Here is a 25,981-nt window from a genome sequence, read left to right on the forward strand (position 1 = left end):
CAAACTCACCGGACCGTGCGTCGGCCGCGGCTCACTGTCCGGGCCAGCCCGCGCAGGACGCGTACCCGCGCCGGCCAGCGCCTCGGCGCTGGCCGGGCCAGGCCGAGGCTGACCACAGCGGTGTCGAGGCTGTCCTCCACCAGCGCGTCGTGCAGCGGACGGAAGAACAGCGGCCAGCTCACCCGCGCGGACCCGTGCGCGGTCATCACCAGCCGGTGGCGCAGCAGACACCCGTCGCCGGTCCCGGGCAGCACCTCGAACTCGTGGTGGCCGCGGAAGCCGGCCGGAGCGAGGAACCGGAAGCGCACGTACGCGCCGGGCCGGTAGTCCTGCACCGTGTAGCGGACCGGCCCGTGGCCGCCTGTGGCACCGACCCCCAACGGCCGGTCCAGGCGCATGGCCGGCCAGCGCCGCAGCGGCCAGAGGCGGTCCTCCGGCCCGGCCAGCGAGTCGATCAGCGCCCCGGCCGCCGAAGCCGGCACCGGCAGGTGTCGTTCATGGACGTTGTGTATCACCGGTTTCCTCCTCGGACGAACCGGGCCGGCCCGCCGGAAGCGGACCGGCCCGGACGACGCCGTCAGCGGCCGAGCAGGTCGTGCGCCGCTCGGATCTTCGCCCACGAGGCCGGCTGCGCCGGTGCGGCGGTCGTCCGCGCGGTGGCGGCCACGGTGGGCCGGCCGGGCGTGAACAGCCAGGTGGTGAACACCGCGTCGAGGTCCCGCCCGGAGATCCGCTCGGCGAGCGCCTGGAACTGCGCGACGGTGCCGTTGCCGTACTGCCGCTTGGCCGTCCAGGTGCGCAGGATGCGGAAGAACGCGGTGTCGCCGACGGCGAGCCGGATCTGGTGCAGCGCCATCGCGCCGCGGTCGTAGACGGCGTCGTCGAAGATCCCGCTCGGGCCTGGGGCGCCGGGGCGTACCTGCCAGAACTCGGAGTCGGCCGGGTAGCTGTCGTAGGTGAAGTCGAACAGCTCCTGCGCGGTGCCCTCGCCCTGCTCCTCGGACCAGAGCCACTCGGCGTACGAGGCGAAGCCCTCGTTGAGCCAGATGTGCCGCCAGTCGGCCACCGACACCGAGTCGCCGAACCACTGGTGGGCGTTCTCGTGCACCACCACGTACGTGTTGGCGCCGCGCCGCCAGAAGCCGGGCCCGTACACCGGGCGGGTCTGTGTCTCCAGGGCGAAGCCGATGCCGTCGACCGGCCCGGCCACGCCGCCCTGCGCCTCGAACGGGTACGGGCCGAACAGCCCGCTCTCCCAGTCGACGATCTCGGCGGTGCGTTCGATGCTGGCCCGCGCGGCCGGCAGGCGCTCGCCGAGCGTGGTGCTGTACGCGTTCACCACCGGCTGCCCGTTCGGCGCGGTGCCGGTGACGATGTCGTACTGCCCGATCGCGAGGAACGCCTGGTAGGTGGCACCGGGCCTGACGCTGCGCCAGCTCCACCGGGTGCGGTTGCCGGCCTCGGGCAGCGGGTCGCGCGGCTGCACGCCGTTGCTGATCACCTCGACACCGGTGGGCACGGACACCGAGACGTCCCAGGTGGCCTTGTCCTTCGGGTGGTCGTTGCTCGGGTACCACCACCAGGCCGACTCGGGCTCGTTGACGGCGAGCGCCCCGTCGGCGGTACGGGTCCAGGCGGTGTAGCCGTAGACGGTGGTCTGCGACGGCACGCCGGCGTACCTCACCACCACGGTGAGCTGCTGGCCCTTCGTCAGCGGCCGGGCCGGGGTGATCACCAGCTCGTGGTCGCCGGCCCGGGTGAAGCCGGCGACCCACCCGTTGACCCGCACCGACTCGACGTCGAGTGCGAAGTCCAGGTTGAACCGGGACAGGTCCTTGGTGGCGGTGGCGAGGATCGTGGTGGTGCCGCTGAGCCGGTCGGTGGCCGGCTCGTAGCGCAGCCGTATGTCGTAGTGGCCGACGTCGTAGCCGCCGTTGCCGTAGTCGGGGAAGTAGCTGTCGCCCAGCCCGGGGCTGCCCGGCGTCGGGGTGGCCGCCGCGGGTTGCGGCCGGCCCCATCCGGTGGGGGCGGCCTGGCCGGGGGCACCGGTCACTGTGGTGCCGGCCGTGGTGAGGGTCAGGGCGGCGATGGCCGCCGTGAGTGCGCGTCGCACGGTGGGACTCCCTCCGTCGGGTGTCGTCACCGTCAAGCTAATCGACACATGTGAACGTATCTGTCCTGTCCGGTCGATCGGGGCTATTCAATTTCGACGGATGTTTCGATAGCATTACCGACCAGTAACAGCACCGATCCCTCGGCCACGCGCGCGGTCAACGGGCTCCACCACCCCTGCACCGTGGAGGCTCTGCCATGCCCCGTCGCGTCCGTACCGCGTTCGCCGCCCTCCTGGCGGCCGTCCTCGGCGCCGTGCTCCTGCCCGGCGCCGCCCGGGCGGCCACCGTCAACTACGTCGCCCTCGGCGACTCCTACTCCTCCGGGGTCGGCGCCGGCCCGTACGACCTGTCCACCTGCCTGCGCAGCCAGAAGTCGTACGCCCCGCTCTGGGCCGCCGCCCATTCGGTCACCAGCTTCAAGTTCCCGGCCTGCGGCGGCGCGGTCACCGCCGACGTGCTGGCCAACCAGGTCGGCCAGCTCAGCAGCAGCACCACGCTGGTCACCATCACCATCGGCGGCAACGACGCCGGCTTCGCCGACGTGATGACCAGTTGCCGCTTCGGCAGCACGTCCAGCTGCGAGAGCGCGGTGAACGAGTCGAAGGCGTTCGCCACCGCCACGCTGCCCGCCCGGCTCGACGCCACGTACACCGCGATCCGCAACCGGGCCCCGAACGCCCGGCTGGTGGTGCTCGGCTACCCGCGGCTGTTCGAGACCGGCTCCTGTGGACTGCTCGCCATGAGCAGCTACAAGCGCACCATCCTCAACCAGGCCGCCGACACGCTCAACGGCGTCATCTCCGGCCGGGCCGCCGCCGCCGGCGGCACCTTCGTCGACGCGCGGCCGTTCTTCGCCGGGCACGGCGTGTGCGCCGCCGACCCGTGGATCCGTGACGTCAGCGGTGTCATCGAGGCGTACCACCCGAACGCGAACGGCTACCGCTACGGCTACCTGGCCGCGCTGACCGCCGCCATCGGCTGATCCGCACGCGAGGAGGGGCCCCGCTCGACACCCGTCCGTCGAGCGGGGCCCCGCCGTGCCGGGTTGCATCGAACGTCGACAATGGTGCGACACCCCGTGTGACCCGGAGGTGACCATGCGCGAACCGGTGACCCGGCCGCGGCCGGTCCGCGAGCAACTCCCGGCCGGCGGCCCGGAACTGCTCACCCTGCTGGCCCGGCTGCTGCGGCGTCCACGCCGCGGTGACCGCCGGCTCCCACTGCTCTGGCTGGTCCGGCCCACCGGGGACGGCGCGGTCGCGGCCCTGCTACGGCGTTTCGCGGCGCGCCGGGCCGGGCGGCGGGTACCGCACGCCGTGCTGGACCTGACCGGCCGGCCCGCCGGCGACGACGTCGCGGCCGTGCTGCGCGAGCTGCACCGGCAGCTCTCCGTGGAGGCGTTCGGCGCGCCCCGGCTGCGGTTCCGGCACTACCCGCTGGCCGACTGGCTGATGCACCAGACGCTCGCCGTGGACCTGGACGCCGCCGACAGCGGCCGGGCCGCGCTGGTGCGCCGGCTACGGGACTGGCGGGGACGGCGTGCCGGAGAGGACCCCCAGGTCGGCGGCGACTCCGGCCTCGGCGCCGCACTGCACCTGCTGCTCTGGCTGCTGTGGCGGGCCGTACCCGGCGTCGTGTTCCGGATCGCCGTCTCCGGCCGGGTGCCGCTCGTCGGACGGCAGTACCGCTGGTTCATGCGCCAGCAGTACCTGGCGCCCCGGCAGTCGGTGACGTTCCTCGGCTTCGCCGAGCGGCTCACCGCCGGCTGGCGCGACGGCGAACACCCGGCCCAGGTGGAGAAGCTGCTGCTGCACGCGTTCCTGGAGGACCTGCGCCTGGCGTACCGGCGGCGGTTCTGGCGGCCCGGGGACTGGCGCCGCACCGCCTACCCGGTGCTGGTGCTCGACGGCGCGCGGCCGGACAACGTCGGGCACACGCTGGTCCGGCTCGTCGACGAGGTGCGCAACGAGACCGGCCGCAACGATCCGCTGCTCGTCGTCGCGGTCGCCGCCGACCCGCCGCCGGAACCGGCCGCGGCCCGGCCGCTGGCCGAGGCCGAGGAGGCGTACGAGGAGTGGGCCGAGGCGCTGCCGGAGAACCGCCGGCTGCGTCGCTCCGGCGCCTGGCTGATCCTGCTGGAGGCGGACGACCGGGACGCCGACGTCCCGGTGGGAGGCGTCCCGCCGGCCCTTGTCGCGCCCGACCCGCCCTGGTGGGCACGGCGGTTCCTACCCGCCGCGGTGGCCCTGGCGCTCGTCGCCGGGCTGGGCGTGTGGGCGCACGGGCGGTGGGCGCCGGACTGCCGCCCCTGGCCCACCGACCGGGTCACCGTGCGGCTCGTCGGCGGGGAGTGCGTCGGCTACAGCGACACCGCCGGGCAGGTCTTCAACAGCGAACCCGGGCAGGACCGGCTGCGCGCCGTGCAGCGGCGCATCTTCGCCCAGAACCGGGCCGCCGAGGAGGTGTGGCGGCGCAGCGAGCACCGCCGCCCCTACCTGACGCTTGTCTACCTGGGCAGCCTCACCGGCAACCGGACCCGCGCCGACGAGGAGTCCTACGTCTCCGAGCGGGAGGAACTGGAGGGCATGGCCACCGCCCAGTACGCCCTGCTCCAGGAGTCGGCGGCGGCGGACGACGCGGCGCTGCTGCACATCGTGGTGGCGAACGCCGGCCGGCAGATGCGGCACGCCGACGACGCGGTACGGATGCTGGAAGGGCTGGCCCGCGACGACCCCACAGTGCTCGGCGTGGTCGGTCTGGTGGACAGCCGCACCAGCACGGCGGCGGCGCTGCGCGAACTCAACCGGGTCGGCCTGCCGGTGCTCGCCCCCACGCTGTCCGCCGACCGGATGGACGCCAACTCCAGCCTCTACCTGGCCATGTCGGCGCCGAACCGGGACCAGGCCCGGATGGTCGAGGCGTACGCCCGGCAGGTGCTGCGGGTGGGGGAGGCGCACGTCTACTGGACCACCGGCGAGGGCAGCTCGCTCACCGACGACCTGTACGTCGCCACCCTCGTCGACGGCCTGCGGGAACGCTTCGGCGACCGGATCACCCGGCTCGACGAGTGGCGCAGCGGGCGGCGGCTCACCCAGGAGTGCGGCTACCCGGGGATGCTCTTCTTCGCCGGCCGCTGGTCGGAGTTCGACGGGTTCATGCGCGCGCTCAAGGAGTGCGGCGCGAACCCGCCCCGGCACCTGGTCGCCGACGACTCGGTGAACCGCTACATGGCCAACCCGGGGCTGCGCGCCAGCGCGCCGGGCAACCTGCCGGTCACGTACGTGTCGAAGGCCGCGCTGGCCACGTGCGCGTCGCTGCGGGCCGCGCAGGCCGGGCGCGACGACGCCCGGGGCAGTTTCCTCACCTGGATCGGCGCGGACGGCCTGCTCGACCCGCCCCGATGCCGCGCCGGGACCGGTCCGCCGGTCGGCGAGCGGGTCAGCCTGGCCTACGACGCCACCATGATGACGGTACGCGCGCTGGAGAGCCTCGCCGCCCGGCTGCGCCACGCCGACACCGGCCGCCGCTGGGAGCCCCGCTCGGTCAACCCGGTCGGGGTGCACGCCGAGGTGCTGCGGCAGAACGCCGCCGGCGGCTACCCGGGGGTCAGCGGCCTCATCCGGTACGCCCCGGACTCCGGCGAACCGGTGGCGAAGCGGCTGGCGCTGCTCACCGTGGCGAAGGTGCCCGACGTGGACGCCGCCCCGGTCGAGGTGTTCCACTGCGGCGTGGCCGACACCGGACCCGACCCCGGCTGCCGCGTCGCACCACGCTAGGCGAGATCTTGGTACGCGCACGCCCCGCAAGGGGCGCCCGCGTACCAAGATCCACGGAACGAGAGGGCTCAGGTCAGCGGGCCGGGACCAGCTCCGCGGCCGGCGCCAGGTCCGGCACCGCCGGCCCGATCCGCCGCCGGGGCCACCGGCGGCGGCCGGAGGGTACGGCGAGCGCGGCCAGCGCCGCGGCCACCGAGATGCCGGTGAGCAGCAGGAAGCCCGCGGTGAAACCGGCCTCCCGGGGCAGCCCGCTCGGCTGCGGATTCGCGGTGATCACGGCACTGGCGAGCGCCGCGCCGATCGCGCCGCCGATGGTGCGGATGTTGGCGTTCATGCCGGTCGCCGCGCCGGTCTGCCCGGCCGGCACGTTCGCCACGATCAGGTTCGCCATCGAGGCGAACGCCAGCCCGATGCCGAGGCCGACCAGGCCACCGGCGATCCCGACCTGCCAGCGGGTGTCGTGCGCGACGGTCAGCATGGCGGCGGCCGCCACGTTGAACACCGCGCCGGTGCTCAGCTGCGCCTTGGCGCTGAACCGGGACTGCAGCCGTCCGGCCAGCAGGCCGGCCACGAACATGCCGACGAGCATCGGCAGCATCAGCAGCCCGGCCTGGGTGACGCTGGCGCCGAAGCCGTAGCCGGCGCTGGTCGGGATCTGCGCGAACTGCGGCAGGAACGCGTACACGGCGAACATCGAGGCGCCGTAGAGCAACCCGACGAGGTTCGTGGTCCAGACCGCCGGCAGGCGCATCATCCGCAGGTCGATCAGCGGGTTCGCGGCGCGGGCCTCGGTCGCCAGCCAGGCGGCGGCGAGCACCGCGGCCAGCGTCAGCAGTCCGACCACCCGGCCGGAGCCCCAGCCCCACGCGGCGCCCTTGCTGACCGGCAGCAGCAGCGCCACCAGCCAGCCGGACAGGAGTACGGCGCTGAGCCAGTTGATCCGGCCCGGGGTGCGTACCGGCGAGCGTGGCACGAACCGGTGCGCGGCGAGCGCGGTCAGGCCGACCACCACCAGCGGGATCCAGAACAGCCACCGGTAGCCCAGCGTGGCCACGATCGGCCCGGCCAGCACCACGCCCAGCCCGCCGCCGACGGCCACGACCGCGGAGATCGAGGCCACGGCCGAGCTGACCCGGGCGGCCGGGAACTCGTCGCGGATGATGCCGAACGAGAGCGGGAAGACGGCGCCGCCGATGCCCTGCACCACGCGGGCGGCGATCAGCACGCCGATGCTGGGGGCGACGGCTGCCAGCAGGCAGCCCAGCGCGAGCGCGGCGAGCGAGAAGACGAGCGTCTTCTCCTTGCCGACCATGTCGCCGACGCGGCCGATGATCGGCGTGAAGACGGACGCGGAGAGCAGGTAGGCGGTGAGCACCCAGGTCACCGTGTTGGGCGAGGTGTGCAGGTCGTGCTGGATGGTGGGCAGCACCGGCGTGATCAGCGACTGGAGCATCGCGAAGAATCCGGTGCCGGCGGCCAGCACGAGGAAGGTGAGCCGGCGAGAGCCGCGCCCTGATGAGTGGATCATGTGGGAGAACTCCCCGTTGTCGGTACGAGACTGGGGGCCGCTCGCGCGGTCGTGCGGCGGTGGCGGCCGGGTTGTGCGGGCGCTCAGCGGTCGGCGGGCATGGTGGGACCTCCCGGGTCCGTGTCGAGGCGCGAGGATCGCGTGGCCGGAGGGCGGCCGGAAGTCCGGAGTAAGCTATCCGGAGGGGTGGCTCCGGTCAGTAACCGGAGGCTTGCCTCCATTAACCTAGCGGAGGGGTGCCTCCGGTTGCAAGACGGAAGGGGTGACGCGCGTCATGACCGACGCCGACGTGCCCGGTGAGGTCTTCTCCCGCCGCCCGAAACGGGCCGACGCCCGCCGCAACTACGACGCGCTGATCGCCGCCGCCCGCGAGGTCTTCGGCGAGCACGGCGCGGGCGCGTCGCTGGAGGAGATCGCCCGCCGGGCGGGCGTGGGCATCGGCACGCTCTACCGCAACTTCCCCCAGCGGCGGGACCTGTTCGAGGCGGTCTACGTCGAGGAGGTGCGCGCGCTCAGCGCCTCCGCCGCCGACCTGGCCGACGAGCCGCCGTGGGACGCCCTGGTCGGCTGGCTGCACCGGTTCGTCGCCTATGTGGCCACCAAGCGGGCGCTGGCCGAGGAGCTGGTGCACGACTCCGAGGTGTTCCGCAGCTGCCGCACCGAGATCTACGCGACCGGCGAGCCGCTGCTGCGCCGCGCCCAGGAGGCCGGCGCGGCCCGGCCGGACGCCGGCTTCGACGACGTGATCCGGCTGATCAGCGGGCTGGCCGCATATCAGTTCCCGGACCCGGCCCAGCGCGACCGCGTCCTGGCCATCGCACTCGACGGCCTGCGCCCGCCGGCCTGACGTTCTGGTCGGTTGAAGGCGGGATTCGAGTGACTGGAAGTGGTCATTCGGCGACGCCGGGTAGATAAAGATCTTGCTGTATGCCTAGCATCGTGTAGGCGGAGATCGAGTGCGGTGGAGGTCGTGGTGACAAGTGCTCCCTACCAGGTGCCAGGCTCACTCGTGATCGAGATGACTGGCGACGAGTGGCGAGATGCCGTCGAGCAGGAACTCGAACAGATGCACCTGACTTACCGGCAGCTCGCCGAGATGGCAGAACGGCGTGACTTCTGCTCCGTTGAAGCGCAGAAGCTATGGATGTCCATTGGCAACACGCGGGCGTAGCGCACTCGGGCCACAGGCTCGACAGTTCGCCGATACTCTGCAGGGCTTATTGAACAAGACGGTCTGTGACAACGCGCGAGTCGTGGCAAAGGTGTCGCCCAAGCAGGCCGTGGTCGGGACTCAGCTCGACGGGCTCCGGTCGCAGCCAGTGCGTATGCGCTCGGCGGCGAGGACCGGCATCTGGCTCGATGTGCAATGTCTCCTCACCCTCGACCATGACGAAGGCAAGTTCCTCACTGTCGAAGCGTCCTACTGTGCGCTCAAATTCGGCGGCACACCTGAGCCGCTGCTGCACTACGACTTTCAGCGGAACAAGGAGCAGTACACCGAGGCCCACCTTCAGGTCTGCGCCAGCCATCCGACGTTCGAGACCTTTCTCTCCGAGTTGGGGCGGAAGGGTGCCGGCGGGCTCAGCAAGATTCACCTGCCGGTCGGCGGACGAAGGTTTCGTCCCGCGCTCGAGGACGTCCTCGAATGCCTGATCATCGAAGGGCTCGTCGAGGCCAAGAACGGTTGGCGGCAGTTGATCGAATCGACCCGCACGGATTACCGGCGCAGGCAGATCGCTGCGGTGGTCCGGCGCAATACCGGTACGGCACTGGCCGAGTTGGAGCGTTTGGGCTACCGAGTCGTGCCGCCGGATGATCACCGGCTTCGGGCGCAGATCTCGCGCTTGATCACCCCTCGTTCACGCCCGCCGAGTGATGGCTCCTGAGGGTCACCGATTTCAGGTAGGGCAGCCGGCGGTTCCCGCCCCCTGGGGAACCGCCGGCCAGCGCTTCCTCAGCGGTGCCCGTTACCCGGCCGCCCCCACGGTCCGGTGATCGCGAACACGTACCCCGGCGACTGGATGTTGGCGAACAGCGTCCTCCCGTCCGCGCTGAACGTCGGCCCGGTGAACTCGCTGTCGTTCAGCTCGTTGCGCGCCAGCGGATACGCAGTGCCCTGCTCGGTGACGCCGACCAGGTGCGACACGCCCTCGCCGTCCTCGGCCAGGATCACCCCGCCGTACGGCGAGACGGTGATGTTGTCCGGCCCGTCGTAGTTGCCGTGGTCGGCCTCCGGGTCGGTGTTCACCCCGAAGATGGTCTTCAGCGTGACGGTCTGCCGGCGCGGGTCGTAGAACCACACCTGCCCGTCGTGCTCGTTGGCGCTGCCGTCGTCGTGCCGGGCGTAGCTGGCCACGAAGTACGCGCCGCCGTCGCCCCACCAGGCGCCCTCCAGCTTGCGGCTGCGGGTCACCTCGGCGTCGGTGAACTGCTTGCGTACGGACACGGTGCGGGCGTCGCGGTCGGGTACCTCGACCCACTGGACCCGGTAGCGGGTGCCGGGTGTGGTGGCCTCGGACAGGTCGGCCACGTGCGTGTCGCCGCGCAGGCAGCGCATCGCGGCGAGGCTGCCCGCCGTGCCGCCGTCGGGCCGCTGGGCGAGCGCCCGCAGCGCGCCCTTGCCGGCCCGGAAGCCGGGCGGCGGCGTCCACCGGAAGTACAGGCCGTTGGGCCCGCTCGCGTCCTCGGTCAGGTAGATCGAGTGGGTGTACGGGTCGACCGCGACGGCCTCGTGGGAGTACCGCCCGAGGAACGTCAGCGGCACCGGGTCGGTGTTGGCGGACCTGTCGTGCGGGTCGACCTCGAAGACGTACCCGTGGTCCTTCAGATACCGCCCACCGGCCCGCTGCTCGGTCTCCTCGCAGGTCAGCCACGTGCCCCACGGGGTGATGCCGCCGGCGCAGTTGTTGTGCGTGCCGGCCACGCTCACGTACTCGCGCAGCCGCCGCCCGTGCCGGTCCACCTCGATGGTGGTGGTGCCGCCGCGGGCGCCCGGGTCGTAGGTGAGGCCTGGTAGCGGCGGCACCGGGTACGGCTCGTCGCCGCCGATCTCGTGGTTGTTCACCAGCACCGAGCCGTGCGGGCCGCGGAAGCAGCCGGTGCCGTCCGCGTCGCTCGGGGTGGGCTGCCCGGACTCCAGCAGCGTCGCGCCCGCCTGCGCGACGACCGTGTAGGAAAAGCCCGGCGGCAGCGCCAGCAGGCCGGCCGGGTCCGGCACCAGGTCGCCGTAGCCGACGGCGGGGCGGCACGCGGGCCGGGCCGCCGCCGGTCCGGCGATCGCCTCCAGGCTGCCGGCCACCATGATGCCGAGTCCGCCGGCCACGCCGCCGCGCAGCAGGGACCGCCGGGGGAGAGGTGAGGTGGTCACGTCGTCGCCTTCCTGTGCGCACGATTGCCTGACCGAAGGCAAGCCGGGCCGGGGGAACGGCGGGCGGCGCGCCCGTCGGTAGCCGGGTGAACAGTGGACGAATCCCCGGTGCGGAGCGCCCCGTGCCGGTGCGGCGCGCGTCCGTTAGGGTTCCCTTCGATCGCAAACGTCGGAGGGCGGACGGTGGGCAGACTCGCGGCGGCGTACCGGCAGGCGGTCGATCGGCATCGGCGGGCGGTGCGGCACTGGGAGGCGGCCCGGCGGCTGCTGGGTGCCGCGGGCCCGGCGCCGGTGGGCAGCCCCGAGCTGGTCGCGCGGCTGGCCCGCCTCGGCGGGGAGCTGGCCGCCGCGGTGCCCGGCACCGCCCGCGTCGCGACCCACCCCGTTCCGGTACGCCTCGGCGCCGCGACCACTGTCGACGGCGCGTTCCCGGTGCTCGTGCCGGTGGGTGCGGGCGCGCACCTGGCGGTCGACGCGGACGCCCGTGACCCGCGCGTCGGCGAGCTGCTGCGGGCGGTGGTGGTACGGCTGCTGACCGCCGCTCCGGCCGGTGCGATCCGGGTCGCCGGCATCGACCAGGCCGCCTTCGGCGCGGCGTTCCTTCCGCTGCGCCCACTCCAGGACGCCGGGGTACTCGCCGCGGCGGCGACCACCGAGGCGGAGACGACGGCCCTGCTCGACCTGGCCGAGCGGCATGCCCGTACCGCCCAGCGGTCCGCGCCGGAGGACCGCGAGCTGCTGGTGGTGGTCGCCGCGTCCGCGCCGCCGCCCCGGGAACTGGCCCGGCTCGCCGCGCTCACCCACGCCGGCCCGGCCGCTGCGGTCTGCGTGCTGCTGGCCGGTCACCCACCGGCCGGGCCGAGCGCCGCGCCGCCGCTGGGCGCCACCACCCAGCTGCGCGTCACCGAGCGGTACACGCTCGTCGGCGACCCGCCCGGGCGCCCGTTCAGCACCGACGGCAGCGGGCTGGCCGCGCCGGTGGTGCTCGACGGCGACCCGTCGCACGCCACTGTCACCGCGCTGGCCCGCCGGTACGCCGAGGCCGCCGATCAGGACGGCGTCACGTTCACCGACCTGCTGCCCGCGCAGCGCTGGGCCGGGTCCGCCGCGTCCGGGCTGCGTACCGTGCTCGGCCGGGCCGGACGCCGGCCGCTGAGCGTGGCGTTCGACGACGCCACCCCGCACTGGCTGATCGGCGGGCGGACCGGCGCCGGCAAGACGGTGCTGCTGCTCGACGTGCTCTACGGGCTGGCCGCCCGCTACTCCCCGGCCGAGCTGCGGCTGATGCTGCTCGACTTCAAGGAGGGCGTCAGCTTCACCGAGTTCGTGCCCACCGACCGTGACCCGTCCTGGCTGCCGCACGCCGACGCGGTGGGCATCGAGTCCGACCGCGAGTACGGCGTGGCGGTGCTGCGCGAGCTGCGCGCCGAACTGGGCCGCCGCGCCGACCTGCTGAAGCGGCACGGCGTTAGCCGCCTTGCGGACCTGCCGCCCAACGCCCGGCCGCCCCGGATCGTCACGGTGGTCGACGAGTTCCACGTGCTGTTCGCCGGCAACGACGCGCTGGCCCGGCAGGCCGTCGACCTGATCGAGGAACTGGCCCGCAAGGGCCGCTCGTACGGCCTGCACCTGGTGCTGGCGAGCCAGAGCACCACCGGCATCGAGGCGCTCTACGGCCGGGCCGAGGCGATCTTCGGGCAGTTCCCGCTGCGGATCGCGCTACCAGGCGGCGACGCCGTGCTGGACCCGCGCAACGACGCCGCGCGCGGGCTCACCGTCGGCACGGCAGTGGTGAACACCGGCGCGGGTGCGCCCGGCTCGGACGCCGAGGTGCGGTTCCCCGACGCGCACGCCGCCTCGGCCGACCTCGCCGCGCTGCGCCACGAACTGCACGCGGCCCGCCCGGCCGGGTCACGCCCGCCTGCGGTCTTCCGGGGACACGAGACGCCCCGGCTCACCGACGACCCCGCCTGGGCGGCGCTGACACCCGGCGCCGACCCGCCGTACGCGCTCGTCGGCCGGGTAGTAGACGTCCCCGGCAGCCCGGCCGGCTTCGCGCTCGACGGCAGCCCGGGCCGGCACCTGGCGGTGGTCGGCACCGCCGGGGCGGGCGCGGACGTGCTCCGGTCGGCCACCCTGTCCCTGGCCCGCCAGCACGCGCCCGGCACCGCCCGGTTCCTGTTCGTGCCGCTGGCGCCGGGCACCACGGACGCCGCCGACGACCTGGCCATGACGCTCGCCGCCGCCGGGCACCCGGTCCGGCGCCTCGACGCCGGCGCGCTGCGCGCCCAGCTCGCCGAGGCCGCGACCGGCGACGCCCCGGCGTCCGGGCGCACCTACCTGGTGGTGTTCGGGATGGACGCCGCCGCCACGACGCTGGCCGCCTCCGACCCGGCGACGTTCCGCTCCGGGTACGACGACCTGCGCGCCGTGCTGCGCCAGGGCCCCGCGTGCGGGGTGCACGTGCTCGGCTGGTGGCGTGGACTGCGCCGGCTCGCCGACGACCTCGGCGGCAGCGGGCACCGCGACGACGTGACCGGCCTGGTCGCGCTCAACGTCCCCGCCGCCGACCTGGGCCTGCACCTCGGCGTGCACGACCTGGCGTACGTCCCGCGCGAGGGGCGCGCCCTGCTGGTCGACCGGCACGAGCACCGCACCGCGCTGATCGTGCCGTTCGCCGCCGGGGGAGATAGCACGTGAGCGCGAGGAGTGAGCCGGGTTTGCGAGCCCCGCAGTCGCGAACGGAAGACGGCCTTGTGAGCGCGAGGAGTGAGCCGGGTTTGCGAGCCCCGCAGTCGCGAACGGAAGACGGCCTTGTGAGCGCGAGGAGTGAGCCGGGTTTGCGAGCCCCGCAGTCGCGAACGGAAGACGGCCTTGTGAGCGCGAGGAGTGAGCCGGGTTTGCGAGCCCCGCAGTCGCGAACGGAAGACGGCCCAGCATGAGCGGATTCGACGAGTACGCGGCGCTGCTGCGGGAGCTGTCCACCCGGCAGCGCGGCGGCGAGCGGGAGATCGCCGCCGAGGCGGAGCGCCGCCGTGGCCTCCAGTCCGCCGTCGACACGCTCGGGCAGCGGCTCACCGCCCAGGGGCAGCATCTGGACCGGCTCGGGCAGGCGATCGGCACGCCGATGACGTCGGTACCGGCGGAGGCGCCGGAGCCGGCGATGGCTGCCGGTGGGGGAGCGCCGGCTCCCGCACCCGGGCCGGGCGACGGGGTGACCGGCGGCGCAGCCGACGCGCCGGGGCGGCCGGATGTCGGGGCGTACCCCTCGGGGGGTGTTCCGGCGCCGCGGGCCGGCGACCCGGCGGCGGAGCTGGCGGCGGCGGGGCGGCTGGCCGAGGAGGCCGACGCGTTCGGGCAGCAGGCCGACGCGCTGGCCCGCACGCCGGTGCTGCTGCCCACCTGGTCGGCGCCGGCCCGGGCGGTGGTGGTGTACGCGGGCTGCGCGCTGGTCGGCTCGCTGCTGATGCTGATCGCGATAGTGGGTTCGTCGCTGCCGGTGACCGGGCTGGACCTGGTCGCGGCGCTGAGCTGCGCGGGCGTGCCGTTGATGTCCTTCGTGGCCGGTCAGGTCGTGCTCGCCCGCTGGGGCCGCCCGGTGGTGGAGGGCGAGGCACCGCCGGGCGGACGGTACGTGCCGCTCGGCTTCGTGATCTGCGCGCTGGTCTCCCCGTCCTTCTTCTGCCTCTACCTCCTCCTGTTCCGCCTCCTGCGCTGACAGTGAGGCGGGGTGGGGCGGTAGGCTGCGCGCGGGTCGGTGAGCTGGGGGAGGGCGTGTGAGCGCGGCGGAGATCATCGCCAGGCTGGCGGCGGCGGCACAGAAGCTGGACGAGGCCAAGGCACGCACTGCCGCCGCCGCGCAGGACGCGGCCGAGGCGCGGGCGCTGGTGGCGGGCGCGCTGGAAGGTGCCACGGCGGGGCCGTTGATCGGCGCCATCGACTCCTACCGGCAGGCGCTGGCGCAGGCCGCGCAGGGCGGGGAGCCGGCCCGGCAGCACGTGCAGGAGACCATCGCGAAGGTCCAGGCGCTGGGCAACTGAGCCCGGCCCGGCATGCCGGTTTGTGCTGAGGGCGCGACAAGGGTTACCGCCGCGTAACTTCTCATTGACGTGTGTGAAATCGGACACGCATCATCGTGTCCACGATCGATCGGATCCCACCCGTCCCCCCGGGTACGCCCGGGTGCCTCCCCCCGGAGGTGCAGCCCATGCTGCTCCGAACGATCCTGGCCGCCACCACCGCCGCCACCGTCCTGCTCGTCCCGGCCGCCGCCCAGGCCGCCACCGCCGAACCCGCCGCTCCGTCGAACCCGGCCACCGTCGCCACCGCCGCGCAACGGGTCGCCGCCGCGGCCGCCGACCCGGTGATCGTGGTCGGCGGCCTGAGTGGAATCTCCATCGCGTACGAGCCGATCGCCGCCCGGCTGCGCGCCGACGGCTACCGGGTCTCGATCTTCCAGTTGCCGAACCTCGGCCTCGGCGACATCCGCGAGTCCGCCCGTTCCCTGGCGTCCTACGTGGACCGGGTGCGCGCCACCACCGGCGCCGCGCGCGTCGACCTGGTCGGCCACTCCGAGGGCGGCCTGGTCAGCCGCTGGTACGTCAAGTACCTCGGCGGCACCGCCACCGTCGACCAGTACGTCAGCCTGGGCAGCCCGCAGTACGGCACCTACGTCGCGAACCTGGTCGCCGTCCTCGGGCTGGGCAGCTGCGCCGGGGTGATCGCCTGCCAGCAGATGACCATCGGGTCGAGCTTCCTCGCCGACCTCAACGCCGGGGACGACACCCCCGGCCCGGTGCGCTGGGCGACGGTGCGCACCTGGCAGGACGAACTGGTCCGGCCGGTCGACAACGCCGTGCTCGCCGACGGCGCGACGAACATCCTGGTGCAGGCGTGGTGCCCGCTGCGGGTCGTCGGCCACCTCGGGCTGGTGCTGGACGGCACCACGTACACGGCGGTGCGCCAGGTGCTCTCCGGCGCCGCGGTCCAGCCGAACTGCTTCGCGGTCTGAGCCACGTGCCCGGGCCCGCCGCCGCGCGGTCCCGGGCACGTTCAGTCGTCGGCTCGCCCGCGGATCACGTCGGCGGCCCGCCAGGCCAGCGCGGTCACCGGGGCGCTGGTCCAGCCGGCCACCATCACCGGCAGCACCGACGCGTCGACCACCCGCAGCCCGTCCACGCCGCGTACCCGCAACCGCGGATCCACCACGTGGTCGTCGCCGGTGCCCATCGCGCAGGTGCCGATCGCGTGGTAGCCGCAGTAGCCGCGCGCCACCGCCGCCTCGACGATCTCCGCGTCGGTGGTGGCCGCCGTCCCGGGCACCGTCTCGGCCCGGATGCGCTTCGCGATCGGGCCGGTACCGAAGAACTCCCGCATCCGGCGGAACAGGTCCACCGCCACCCGCCGGTCGTGCTCGGTGGTGAGGTAGTTCGCCACGATGGCCGGCGGCGTACGCGGGTCCGCGCCGGTGATGGTCAGGCTGCCCTCGCTGTCCGGGCGGGTCACCGTGCCCAGGCACATCACGCCCGGCTCCCGTTCCAGTTCGAGGGCCTTGCCGGGTCGCGGTGGGGCGGCCGAGAACGGCGCCATCAGCAGGTGCGCGTCCGGGCGGTCCAGGTCGGGGCGGGACTTGAGGTGGGCCGCCACGTCCAGCACCGGCAGGGCGAGCGGGCCGCCCCCGGTGAGCAGCCAGCGCAGCGTGGCCCGGGCCTGCCCGAGCGGGCTGCCGATGGTCATGTTGTGGCCGCCGGGTTCGGCGAGGCGGTACTGGAGCACCATCGACCGGTGCTCACGCAGCCCGGCGCCGACCCGTGGCCGGTCGAGCAGCACCGGCACCCCTGCCGCGCGCAGCGTGTCCGCCGGACCGATGCCGGAGACCTGCAACAGGTGCGGGGTGGCCAGGGCGCCCGCGGCGAGGATCACCTCACCGGCCGCCCGGTACGTGGTCTCCCCGCCGCCGCGCGCCACCCGTACACCGGTGGCCCGGCCGCCCTCGACGAGCACCCGCAGGACGACGGCGCCGACCTCGACGGTCAGGTTGGGCCGGCGCCGCACCGGGTGCAGGAACGCGTCGGCGGCGCTGACCCGGCGTCCGGCGCGGATCGTGGCGGTCGGGTAGCCGATCCGCTCGTCGTCGTGGGCGTCCAGGTCGTCGGCGTGGCGCCAGCCCAGCTCGGCGCCGGTCGCCACCATCTCCTCGGCGAGCGGGTCGGTGCCGGTGGCGATGGACAGCCGCACCGGGCCGCCCGTGCCCCGATGCGGCGCGGGCCCGAGCGGATGGTCCTCCAGCTGCGGGAACACCCGGCCCATGACCGACCAGCCCCAGCCCAGCGGTTCGAGGGCGTCCCAGTCCCGGGCCGCGCCGCGGCTCCAGATCATGCCGTTCACCGACGTCGAGCCGCCGATCATCCGCCCGCGCTGCCAGATCTCCCGGCGGTCCGGCCCGGTGGTGGCCGGGTAGTGCCAGGCGGTGCGCTCGTCGTCCATCAGCCGGGAGAACGCCTTGGGCACCCGCACGTACGGGCTCCGGTCCCAGCCGCCCGCCTCCAGCAGCAACACCCGCGTCCCCGGATCCTCGGTGAGCCGGTTGGCCAGCACGCACCCCGCCGCACCGGCCCCCACGATGACGTAGTCGAATTCCTCCACAGGGGACCCCCACTCATGAGAATCCCTCTGACAGTAGTTGTTCGATCACGTTCCGCGAAAGGGGCCGGTCGGCGGAGGTGCGGCGGCCGGCTCAGGCGGCCTTCGCCAGCGCCTCGAACTCGTCGTCGGTCAGCTCCACCTCGGCCGCCGCCACGTTCTCCTCCAGGTGCGCCACCGACGACGTACCCGGGATCGGCAGCATCACCGGCGACCGGCGCAGCAGCCAGGCCAGCGCGAGCTGCGCCGGGCTGGCGCCGTGCGCGGTCGAGATCGCGTCCAGCGGGCCGCCGGGCCGGGCCAGGTTGCCGGTGGCGATCGGGAACCACGGGATGAACGCCAGGTCGTGGCGCTCGCAGTGCTCCAGCACGTCCTCCGCGCTGCGGTCGGCCAGGTTGTAGAGGTTCTGCACGGACATGATCGGCGCGATCGCCCGGGCCGCCTCGATCTCCTCGACGCTGACCTGGGACAGCCCGATGTGCCGGATCTTGCCCTCCTGGCGCAGCAGCGCCAGCTCGCCGAGCTGGTCGGCCAGCGGCACCTTCGCGTCGATGCGGTGCAGCTGGTAGAGCGGGATGCAGTCCAGGCCCAGGTGGCGCAGGCTCAGCTCGCACTGCTGGCGCAGATACTCCGGGCGGCCCACCGGCCGCCAGTCGTCCGGGCCGGAGCGGGTCAGGCCGGCCTTCGTCGCGATGACCAGGTCGTCGGCGTACGGGTGCAGCGCCTCGCGGATCAGCAGCTCGCTGACGAACGGCCCGTACGAGTCGGCGGTGTCGATGAACGTGACGCCCAGCTCGTACGCGCGGCGCAGCACCCGTACCGCCTCGGCCGGATCCTTCGGGTCGCCCCACACGCCGGGGCCGGTGAGCTGCATCGCCCCGTAGCCGAGGCGGTCGACCGGCAGGTCGCCACCGATCCGGTAGCTGCCCGACGCCTTGGCGGGCTGGGTGCTGGTGGCCATTCGCGGTCCTCCTGTGCTCGTTCGTACCTCGCGGGGCGGTGTTGCGCCCCGACCCTGGACATTCCCCGAATCGTGGCGGCGAAGCACTGGCAGTTGCGGCGAGCGGCCCCGGCGCACCGGGCCGCCGTGGGAGGCTGGGCGGGACGGTGCTCAGGAGGTGCGCATGGCCGCGACGCCACGGCTCGACTTCGCGCTGGACACGTACGAGTGCATCGTGCTCTACCCGGGGCCCTCGGGACGGGCCCTGCCGGACGAGACCGTGCAGCGGTTGCAGGCCGAGCACCTCCAGCACATGCGGGCGCTGCAACGGCGCGGCATCGTGCTCGTGGACGGGTCGGTCGACGGCCCGGCCCGGGAACCCGACCCGCCGATCGGTTTCGGCCTGGCCCGGACCGGCTCGGTGGACGACGTCCGCAGCGTCATGGAGGCCGACCCGGCGGTGCAGGCCGGGCTCTACCGGGTCGAGGTGCTCACCTTCCTCTGCCCGGCCGGCTCACTGGAGTTCCCGCTGGTCAAGACGGAGAGCTGAGGCGCGACGCCCGCCCCTCCGACGGCACCGATCGCTGCCGCGTACCCAGTGCCCGCCCACGGCCGGACGGCCGGGCGCGGCGGCCCCACAGTGCCCCCGGCCGGTCCGTGACGGGGAGCGGTACGATTTCTCACCGCGCGGTCGCTGATGCCCGCCACACGACGTTCCGGTGCGGTACGCCTACCGCCCGCCCACGCGGTTGACGCGCGTCGTTGGACAAATGTTCCGCAGTCCGCAAGGGGTCGGCCGGGAGGCCGATCCGGAGGAGAGACTAGCCTGATGGGCGTGACACGCCGCGCGAAGATCGTCTGCACTCTCGGCCCCGCAACCGCGTCCCCGGAGCGTATCCGCGGCCTCGTAGAAGCGGGCATGAACGTGGCGAGGCTCAACTTCAGCCACGGCAGTCACGCCGACCACGAGTCGGTCTACCGGCTGGTCCGGGAAGCGGCCGAGGCGGCCGGCAAGCCGGTCGCCGTGCTCGCCGACCTCCAGGGGCCCAAGATCCGTCTCGGCCGGTTCGCCGACGGCCCGCACGAGTGGCGCACCGGCGACTCCGTCGTGATCACCGGTGACGACGTCGTCGGCACCAAGGAGCGGGTCTCCTGCACCTACCGCAAGCTGCCCCAGGAGGTGAAGCCGGGCGACCGGCTGCTGATCGACGACGGCCGGGTCGCGGTCGAGGTCAGCGACGTCACCGGCAACGACATCCGGTGCCTGGTCACCGAGGGCGGCCCGGTCTCCAACAACAAGGGCGTCTCGCTGCCGAACGTCGCGGTGAGCGTCCCGGCCCTGTCCGACAAGGATGCCGCGGACCTGCGCTTCGCCCTCGGCCTCGGCGTCGACCTGGTCGCGCTCTCCTTCGTCCGCTCGCCGGAGGACATCAAGCTCGTCCACTCGATCATGGACGAGGAGGGCGTGCGCCGCCCGGTCCTGGCCAAGGTCGAGAAGCCGGAGGCGGTCGACCACCTGGAGGCGATCGTGCTCTCCTTCGACGGGGTCATGGTCGCCCGCGGCGACCTCGGCGTCGAGCTGCCGCTGGACCAGGTGCCGCTGGTGCAGAAGCGCGCCGTGCAGCTCTGCCGGGAGAACGCCAAGCCGGTCATCGTGGCCACCCAGATGCTCGACTCGATGATCGAGAACTCCCGCCCGACCCGCGCGGAGGCCTCCGACGTGGCGAACGCGGTGCTCGACGGCGCGGACGCGGTGATGCTCTCCGGCGAGACCAGCGTCGGCAAGTACCCGGTGCTCACCGTCAGCACCATGGCGAAGATCATCACCACCACCGAGGCCGGCTCGATCGCCGTCCCCCGGTTGCAGCACGATCCGCGTACGCACGGCGGCGCGCTCACCGTCGCCGCCTCGTCGATCGCCCGGGCCATCGGCGCCAAGGCCATGGTCGCGTTCTCGCAGACCGGTGACACCGTCAAGCGGCTGGCCCGGCTGCACTGCGACCTGCCGCTGCTGGCGTTCACGCCGGTGCCGGAGGTGCGCAACCAGCTCGCGCTGTCCTGGGGCGTGGAGACGTTCCTGATGCCGTTCGTCCAGCACACCGACGACATGTTCCGCCAGGTCGACCAGGCGCTGCTCGGCCTCAACCGGGCCAACCCGGGCGACTACGTGGTCATCGTGGCGGGCAGCCCGCCCGGCACCCCCGGCTCCACCAACACGCTGCGCGTGCACCAGCTCGGTTCGCTGGTCGACGCCGCCTCGGCGCGAGCCCTTCAATGAGTGGTGTGGCCACCGGGCAGGCCGCGGTCGACCAGCTGCTGGAGGTGCTCGACCTCGCCCGTACCGGAGAGATGACCTTCCGGGGGATGAGCCCGCAGGTGGGCCCGCAGCGGGTCTACGGCGGGCAGGTCGCCGGCCAGGCCCTGGTCGCGGCCGGCCGCACCGTCGACGCGGAGCGGGCCGTGCACTCCCTGCACGGCTACTTCGTGCGCCCCGGCGACCCGGCCGAGCCGATCGAGTACCAGGTGGAGAACGTCCGCGACGGCCGCTCCTTCTCGGTACGCCGCTCGGTGGCGTTGCAGCACGACAAGCCGATCTTCTTCATGTCGGCGTCGTTCCAGCGCCAGGAGGAGGGGCTGGACCACCACGCCCCGCTCCCGCCGGACGTACCCGGCCCGGACGACGTGCCGACCATGACCGATCGGCTCTCCCGCTACCCGGAGCGCCTGGGCATCTGGGGGATGATCCCGCGCCCGATCGACGTGCGCTACGTCGGCGAGCCCGGCTGGGTCCGCCCCGGCGACCGCCCGGCCGAACCGCACCAGCGGGTGTGGATGCGCCTGGACGGCAAACTGCCGGACGATCCTCTGCTGCACGCGTGCGCCCTCACGTACGCCTCCGACCTGACGCTGCTGGACTCGGTGCTGTCGGTGCACGGCGAGGTGTGGGGCCCGGGCGGTGTGGTCGGCGCGAGCCTCGACCACGCGCTGTGGTTCCACAGGTCGTTCCGCGCCGACGACTGGTTCCTGTACGACTGCTGGAGCCCGTCCGCGTCCGGCGCCCGTGGCCTGGCCACGGGCCGGATGTTCACCACCGACGGCCGGCACATCGCCAGCGCCGTCCAGGAGGGTCTGCTGCGGCGGGTCGGCGGCTGACCGCCCGGCCGGTGATCGTCCGGGCGCGGGTCGGGCGGCAGGTCCGCACCGCAGCGGACTAACCTGGCCGTATGCGTCTTTCCGCCCGGGTCGACTATGCCCTCCGCGCGGCCGCTGAGCTGGCCTCGGTCGCGGACGGGGGAAGCACCGGACGGAGCCGCCCGGTGACCGCCGAGCAGATCGCCCGCGCGCAGGACATCCCGCCGAAGTTCCTCGAGAGCATCCTGCTGCAACTGCGCCGGGGCGGCATCGTGCACGCCCAGCGTGGCCCCGAGGGCGGCTACTGGCTGGCCCGGCCGGCCGGCGAGATCTCCCTGGCCGAGGTGATCCGCGTCATCGACGGTCCACTCGCGCACGTGCGCGGGCAGCGCCCGGAACAGCTCGGCTACCAGGGCGCGGCCCGCGCCTTGCAGGACGTCTGGATCGCGCTGCGGGCCAGCGAGCGGGAGATCCTGGAGCTGGTCACCATCGCCGACGTGGCCGCCGGCGCGCTGCCCGGCCGGGTCAACGAACTGGCCGCCGACCCGCGCGCCTGGAGCTGACCACACCGTCCGGCGTCTCCTACCAACCGGATGGGGGACTTGACCCGGGGTGCCCTCGTGCCGCATTGTCGACCAAGTTGATAGGAGATACCGAAAAGTCAGGGGGCGCTCGTGCGCAAGCTGCTGGTCCTCGCCCTCGTCGGGCTCGCCGCGCAACTCGTCGACGGCGCGCTCGGCATGGCGTACGGGCTGACCTCCTCGACGCTTCTCCTGTTCGCCGGCGTGGCGCCGGCCGCCGCGTCCGCCTCCGTGCACCTGGCCGAGATCGGCACCACGCTCGCCGCAGGCGTCTCGCACTGGCGTTTCGGCAACGTCGACTGGAAGGTGGTCGGCCGCATCGCGCTGCCCGGCGCGATCGGCGCGTTCGCCGGGGCGACGTTCCTCAGCTCCATCTCCACCGAGGCGGCGGCGCCGTGGATGGCAGCCATCCTGTTCACGCTCGGCGCGTACCTGCTGGTGCGGTTCTCCCGGCCGCTGCGCGCCAACCGCGCCGCCGGCCGGCTCCGTAGCCGCTTCCTCGCCCCGCTCGGCCTGGTCGCCGGCTTCGTCGACGCCACCGGCGGCGGTGGCTGGGGCCCGGTCGCCACCCCGGCCCTGCTGGTCTCCGGCCGGATGGAACCCCGCAAGGTCATCGGCTCGGTGGACACCTCCGAGTTCGTGGTGGCCGGCGCGGCCAGCATCGGCTTCCTCATCGGCCTGGGCTCCGAGGGCTTCCTGCTGCCCACAGTGGCCGCCCTCCTGGTCGGTGGCCTGATCGCCGCGCCGATCGCGGCCTGGCTGGTCCGCATCGTCCCCGCTCAGCTGCTCGGCGCCGTGATCGGCGGCGTGATCGTGCTGACGAACGCCCGCACGCTGCTGAGCGCCGGCGGCGTGGGCGGCTCGGTGCCGGTGGTGGTGTACGTGCTGCTCGGCACCGCCTGGCTGGTCGCCGTCGGGCTGGCGGTGCGCGCCCTGCGCCGTACCCGCCGGGCCCGCGCCACCGTCGAGGCGGCCCTCGCCACCGGCTCTGCGCCGGCGGAAGAGCCTGCCGCGCCTGCGGAGCCGGGTGAGTTCGGCAAGTCTGGTGAGTCCGCCGAGCCGGCGAAGCCCGCGGAGTCGGGGGAGTTCGCCGAGGCCGCGGAGTCGCGGAAGCTCGCCGCCGCCGTCGAAGGCTGAGCCTTCAGCTCTTCTCGGGGCGCGCGCCCCGCACCCGAGAGGGGTGTTCCACGGCGTGTCGGCTGTCTCTTCTCGCCGCCCGCCGCCCGCGACTCTGCCGTGCCGCCGACCCGCCATGCCGCCGTCCGGCCGCGCCGCGCCGGCCGCCACTGCGTCGGGACGGGGTGGAGGGTGCGTGCGACGTGCGCGGTGAGCCGGGCGCTTGTGGGGGTGTCCGGCGGTGACCTAGGCTGACGGAGCGCGGAGCCGAATCACCGACGTCGATGTGTTGACGTCGCTCGTCGCGTCAGGGCACGTTCCGCCGGTCCGGGCAGGCCGGCGCTCGCCCCGTGCCTGACCTCCGCGAAAGGCATCCCCCGTGCACCTCATTACCCCCCGCCGCCGGATCGCGCTGCTCGCCGCGGCTTCGGCGGTCACCCTGTCGGCCGGCGCGCTCACCACGATGACCGCTGCGGCGGCGGCCGCCGCCTGCCGGGTCGACTACCGGATCACCAACCAGTGGAGCGGCGGCTTCGGCGCCGACGTGACAGTGACGAACCTCGGCGACCCGGTCAACGGCTGGACCCTCGGCTGGAGCTTCGCCGCCGGCCAGCAGGTCGTCCAGGCGTGGAACGCGACGGTCAGCCAGTCCGGCGCGCAGGTGAGCGCCCGCGACGCCGGCTACAACGCGGCCATCGGCACCGGCGGCACCGCGAACTTCGGCTTCAACGGCTCGTGGAACGACGCGTCGAACCCGGTTCCGGCCGCCTTCACGCTCAACGGCACCGCCTGCACCGGCGCGCCGTCCACCAGCGCGCCACCGACGACCCCGCCACCGTCCACCACACCTCCGCCCACGACCCCGCCGCCGACCACACCTCCGCCCACCACGCCGCCGCCGACCACGCCGCCGGCCGGCGCGAAGCAGATGGAGGACCTCGACCGAGGGCTGATCAGCGTCCGCTCCGGCAGCGGGAACCTGGTCTCCTGGCGGCTGCTCGGCACCGAGACCACCGGGGTTTCGTTCAACCTGTACCGGGGCGGCACCAAGGTCAACGGCAGCCCGATCACCGGCGCCACCACGTACCTGGACAGCGGCGCGGCGGCCGGATCGGCGTACACCGTGCGGGCCGTGGTGAACGGCGCCGAGCAGGCGGCGTCCGCCCCGGCGCTCCAGTTCGCCAACGGTTACCTGGACGTGCCGATCCAGCCCCCGCCCGGCGGCACCACCCCGTCGGGGGAGGGGTACAGCTACGCGGCGAACGACGCGAGCGTCGGTGACCTCGACGGCGACGGCCGCTACGAGTTCGTGCTCAAGTGGGACCCGTCGAACGCCAAGGACAACTCGCAGTCCGGCTACACCGGCAACGTCTACGTCGACGCGTACACGCTCACCGGCACCCGGCTGTGGCGCGTCGACCTGGGTCGCAACATCCGCGCCGGCGCCCACTACACCCAGTTCCAGGTGTACGACTACGACGGTGACGGGGATGCCGAGGTGGCCGTGAAGACCGCCGACGGCACCCGCTCCGGCACCGGCCAGGTGATCGGGAACGGCTCGGCCGACCACCGCAACTCCAGCGGCTACGTGCTCGCCGGCCCGGAGTACCTGACCATGTTCGACGGCCGCACCGGCGCGGCGTTGTCCACTGTCGACTACGACCCGCCGCGCGGCACCGTCTCCTCCTGGGGCGACTCGTACGGCAACCGGGTCGACCGGTTCCTCGCCGGCACCGCGTACCTGGACGGGCAGCGCCCCTCGCTGATCATGGCGCGCGGCTACTACACCCGGGCCGTCGTCGCGGCCTGGGACTTCCGCGACGGCACGCTGCGCAAGCGCTGGACGTTCGACTCGAACGCCTCCGGCAACGGCGCCGCCGCCGGCCAGGGCAACCACCAGCTCTCCGTGGCCGACGTGGACAACGACGGCCGCCAGGAGATCGTGTACGGCGCCGCCACCATCGACGACAACGGCCGGCTGCTGTACTCCACCGGCAACGGCCACGGCGACGCCCTGCACGTCGGCGACCTCGACCCGTCCCGCTCCGGTCTGGAGGTGTTCAAGGTCGACGAGGACGGCAGCAAGCCCAGTTCCTGGATGGCCGACGCGCGTACCGGGCAGATCATCTGGCAGACCGCGCCGAACGGCGACAACGGCCGCGGCGTCTCCGGCGACGTCTGGGCGGGTAGCCCGGGTGCCGAGTCCTGGTCGTCGGCGGTCGACGGGCTGCTCAACACCCGGGGCCAGAACGTCGGGCGCAAGCCGTCGTCGGCGAACTTCCTGATCTGGTGGGACGGCGACCCGGTCCGCGAGCTGCTCGACGCCACGAAGATCGACAAGTACGGCACCGGCGGCGAGACCCGGCTGCTCACCGGCAGCGGCGTCGCCTCGAACAACGGCACCAAGTCCACCCCGGCGCTCTCGGCGGACCTGCTCGGTGACTGGCGGGAGGAGGTCGTGTGGCGCACCTCCGACAGCACCGCGCTCCGGATCTACAGCACGCCGGTGACCACCGGTCTGCGCCTGCCGACGCTGATGCACGACCCGCAGTACCGGGTGGCAGTGGCCTGGCAGAACACCGCCTACAACCAGCCGCCGCACCCGGGCTTCCACCTGGGCGACGGCATGAGCACCCCACCCGCGCCGAACATCTACCTGCGCTGAAACGGCAGGCACCGGGTCGCCGGCCGCGGAATCCGCTCCGCCGGCGACCCGGTGCACCACACCGCAGCATTCCCGACCCGTCCCGACCGGGAATGCCGTACCACCACCGGGGACAAAGTT

21 protein-coding genes are annotated in these 25,981 nt (G+C 73.7%); 15 read left to right on the top strand and 6 right to left on the bottom strand.

All coding sequences use genetic code 11. From position 1 onward, the window contains the following. Positions 1–5: 5 nt before the first annotated feature. Together OC439_RS19315 and OC439_RS19320 are read right to left on the bottom strand one after the other, a co-directional pair. Complete coding sequence (locus OC439_RS19315; RefSeq protein ID WP_262014638.1) at positions 6–515, bottom strand: hypothetical protein; 510 nt, start codon at positions 513–515, stop codon at positions 6–8. A 62-nt stretch (positions 516–577) separates the two neighbouring features. Beyond that, on the bottom strand, positions 578–2,113 hold the full coding sequence (locus tag OC439_RS19320; RefSeq protein ID WP_262014639.1) for a M1 family metallopeptidase: 1,536 nt from the start codon (positions 2,111–2,113) through the stop codon (positions 578–580). Positions 2,114–2,310: 197 nt separating this feature from the next. Here OC439_RS19320 and OC439_RS19325 point away from each other — a divergent pair, with 197 nt between their 5' ends. Both OC439_RS19325 and OC439_RS19330 read left to right on the top strand, forming a co-directional pair. Beyond that, on the top strand, positions 2,311–3,096 hold the full coding sequence (locus tag OC439_RS19325) for an SGNH/GDSL hydrolase family protein (RefSeq protein ID WP_262014640.1): 786 nt from the start codon (positions 2,311–2,313) through the stop codon (positions 3,094–3,096). Between the two features lie 115 nt (positions 3,097–3,211). Next, complete coding sequence (locus OC439_RS19330; protein ID WP_262014641.1) at positions 3,212–5,890, top strand: hypothetical protein; 2,679 nt, start codon at positions 3,212–3,214, stop codon at positions 5,888–5,890. Positions 5,891–5,963: 73 nt separating this feature from the next. On the opposite strand, the gene OC439_RS19335 is transcribed toward OC439_RS19330, so the two are convergent. Next, entirely contained in the window at positions 5,964–7,418 is a 1,455-nt protein-coding gene (locus tag OC439_RS19335; RefSeq protein ID WP_262014642.1) for an MFS transporter, read from the bottom strand. A gap of 274 nt (positions 7,419–7,692) precedes the next feature. Between OC439_RS19335 and OC439_RS19340 the strand changes: the two genes are divergently transcribed. The 3 genes from OC439_RS19340 (at position 7,693) to OC439_RS19350 (ending at position 9,304) form a co-directional block, all read left to right on the top strand. Further along, entirely contained in the window at positions 7,693–8,265 is a 573-nt protein-coding gene (locus OC439_RS19340) for a TetR/AcrR family transcriptional regulator (protein ID WP_262014643.1), read from the top strand. 114 nt (positions 8,266–8,379) lie between these two features. Further along, positions 8,380–8,589 (top strand): DUF1818 family protein, encoded by a 210-nt coding sequence (locus OC439_RS19345; RefSeq protein ID WP_262014644.1) that lies wholly within the window; start codon positions 8,380–8,382, stop codon positions 8,587–8,589. Positions 8,590–8,671: 82 nt separating this feature from the next. Next, complete coding sequence (locus OC439_RS19350; protein ID WP_262014645.1) at positions 8,672–9,304, top strand: hypothetical protein; 633 nt, start codon at positions 8,672–8,674, stop codon at positions 9,302–9,304. A 68-nt stretch (positions 9,305–9,372) separates the two neighbouring features. On the opposite strand, the gene OC439_RS19355 is transcribed toward OC439_RS19350, so the two are convergent. Then, positions 9,373–10,785, bottom strand: a complete 1,413-nt coding sequence (locus tag OC439_RS19355) for a PhoX family protein (protein ID WP_262014646.1) — start codon at positions 10,783–10,785, stop codon at positions 9,373–9,375. Positions 10,786–10,968: 183 nt separating this feature from the next. Here OC439_RS19355 and OC439_RS19360 point away from each other — a divergent pair, with 183 nt between their 5' ends. The 4 genes from OC439_RS19360 (at position 10,969) to OC439_RS19375 (ending at position 15,796) form a co-directional block, all read left to right on the top strand. Beyond that, positions 10,969–13,485, top strand: coding sequence for an FtsK/SpoIIIE domain-containing protein (locus tag OC439_RS19360; protein WP_262014647.1), 2,517 nt, complete (start codon positions 10,969–10,971; stop codon positions 13,483–13,485). Positions 13,486–13,723: 238 nt separating this feature from the next. After that, positions 13,724–14,503, top strand: coding sequence for a hypothetical protein (locus OC439_RS19365; protein WP_262014648.1), 780 nt, complete (start codon positions 13,724–13,726; stop codon positions 14,501–14,503). 58 nt (positions 14,504–14,561) lie between these two features. Beyond that, positions 14,562–14,825, top strand: a complete 264-nt coding sequence (locus OC439_RS19370) for a DUF6244 family protein (protein WP_073830945.1) — start codon at positions 14,562–14,564, stop codon at positions 14,823–14,825. 167 nt (positions 14,826–14,992) lie between these two features. Next, complete coding sequence (locus OC439_RS19375; protein ID WP_262014649.1) at positions 14,993–15,796, top strand: lipase family alpha/beta hydrolase; 804 nt, start codon at positions 14,993–14,995, stop codon at positions 15,794–15,796. 41 nt (positions 15,797–15,837) lie between these two features. Here OC439_RS19375 and OC439_RS19380 read toward each other — a convergent pair whose 3' ends face one another. Both OC439_RS19380 and OC439_RS19385 read right to left on the bottom strand, forming a co-directional pair. Beyond that, a complete protein-coding gene (locus tag OC439_RS19380; RefSeq protein WP_262014650.1) occupies positions 15,838–17,430 on the bottom strand; it encodes a GMC family oxidoreductase in 1,593 nt (530 codons plus the stop codon). A gap of 91 nt (positions 17,431–17,521) precedes the next feature. Beyond that, on the bottom strand, positions 17,522–18,388 hold the full coding sequence (locus OC439_RS19385; RefSeq protein WP_262014651.1) for an aldo/keto reductase: 867 nt from the start codon (positions 18,386–18,388) through the stop codon (positions 17,522–17,524). 163 nt (positions 18,389–18,551) lie between these two features. On the opposite strand from OC439_RS19385, the gene OC439_RS19390 reads away from it, so the two are divergent. The 6 genes from OC439_RS19390 to OC439_RS19420 all read left to right on the top strand — a co-directional run bounded on the left by OC439_RS19390 (position 18,552) and on the right by OC439_RS19420 (position 25,861). Beyond that, entirely contained in the window at positions 18,552–18,917 is a 366-nt protein-coding gene (locus OC439_RS19390) for a YciI family protein (RefSeq protein ID WP_013287532.1), read from the top strand. Positions 18,918–19,196: 279 nt separating this feature from the next. Further along, positions 19,197–20,645 (top strand): pyruvate kinase, encoded by a 1,449-nt coding sequence (gene pyk, locus OC439_RS19395; protein ID WP_262014652.1) that lies wholly within the window; start codon positions 19,197–19,199, stop codon positions 20,643–20,645. Next, complete coding sequence (locus OC439_RS19400) at positions 20,642–21,520, top strand: acyl-CoA thioesterase (RefSeq protein ID WP_262014653.1); 879 nt, start codon at positions 20,642–20,644, stop codon at positions 21,518–21,520. Before pyk ends, OC439_RS19400 begins: the two co-directional genes overlap by 4 nt. A gap of 71 nt (positions 21,521–21,591) precedes the next feature. Continuing rightward, the gene (locus OC439_RS19405) at positions 21,592–22,062 is read left to right on the top strand and encodes an RrF2 family transcriptional regulator (protein ID WP_135241228.1); all 471 of its coding nucleotides are present in this window, start codon (positions 21,592–21,594) and stop codon (positions 22,060–22,062) included. A 111-nt stretch (positions 22,063–22,173) separates the two neighbouring features. After that, the gene (locus tag OC439_RS19410) at positions 22,174–23,217 is read left to right on the top strand and encodes a sulfite exporter TauE/SafE family protein (RefSeq protein ID WP_262014654.1); all 1,044 of its coding nucleotides are present in this window, start codon (positions 22,174–22,176) and stop codon (positions 23,215–23,217) included. Positions 23,218–23,575: 358 nt separating this feature from the next. Beyond that, positions 23,576–25,861: a cellulose binding domain-containing protein gene (locus OC439_RS19420; protein ID WP_315985943.1), complete on the top strand. Its 2,286-nt coding sequence runs from the start codon at positions 23,576–23,578 to the stop codon at positions 25,859–25,861. Positions 25,862–25,981 lie beyond the last annotated feature (120 nt).

It is taken from the genome of Micromonospora sp. Mcm103, from assembly GCF_024519755.1.
Taxonomy (GTDB): domain Bacteria; phylum Actinomycetota; class Actinomycetes; order Mycobacteriales; family Micromonosporaceae; genus Micromonospora; species Micromonospora aurantiaca.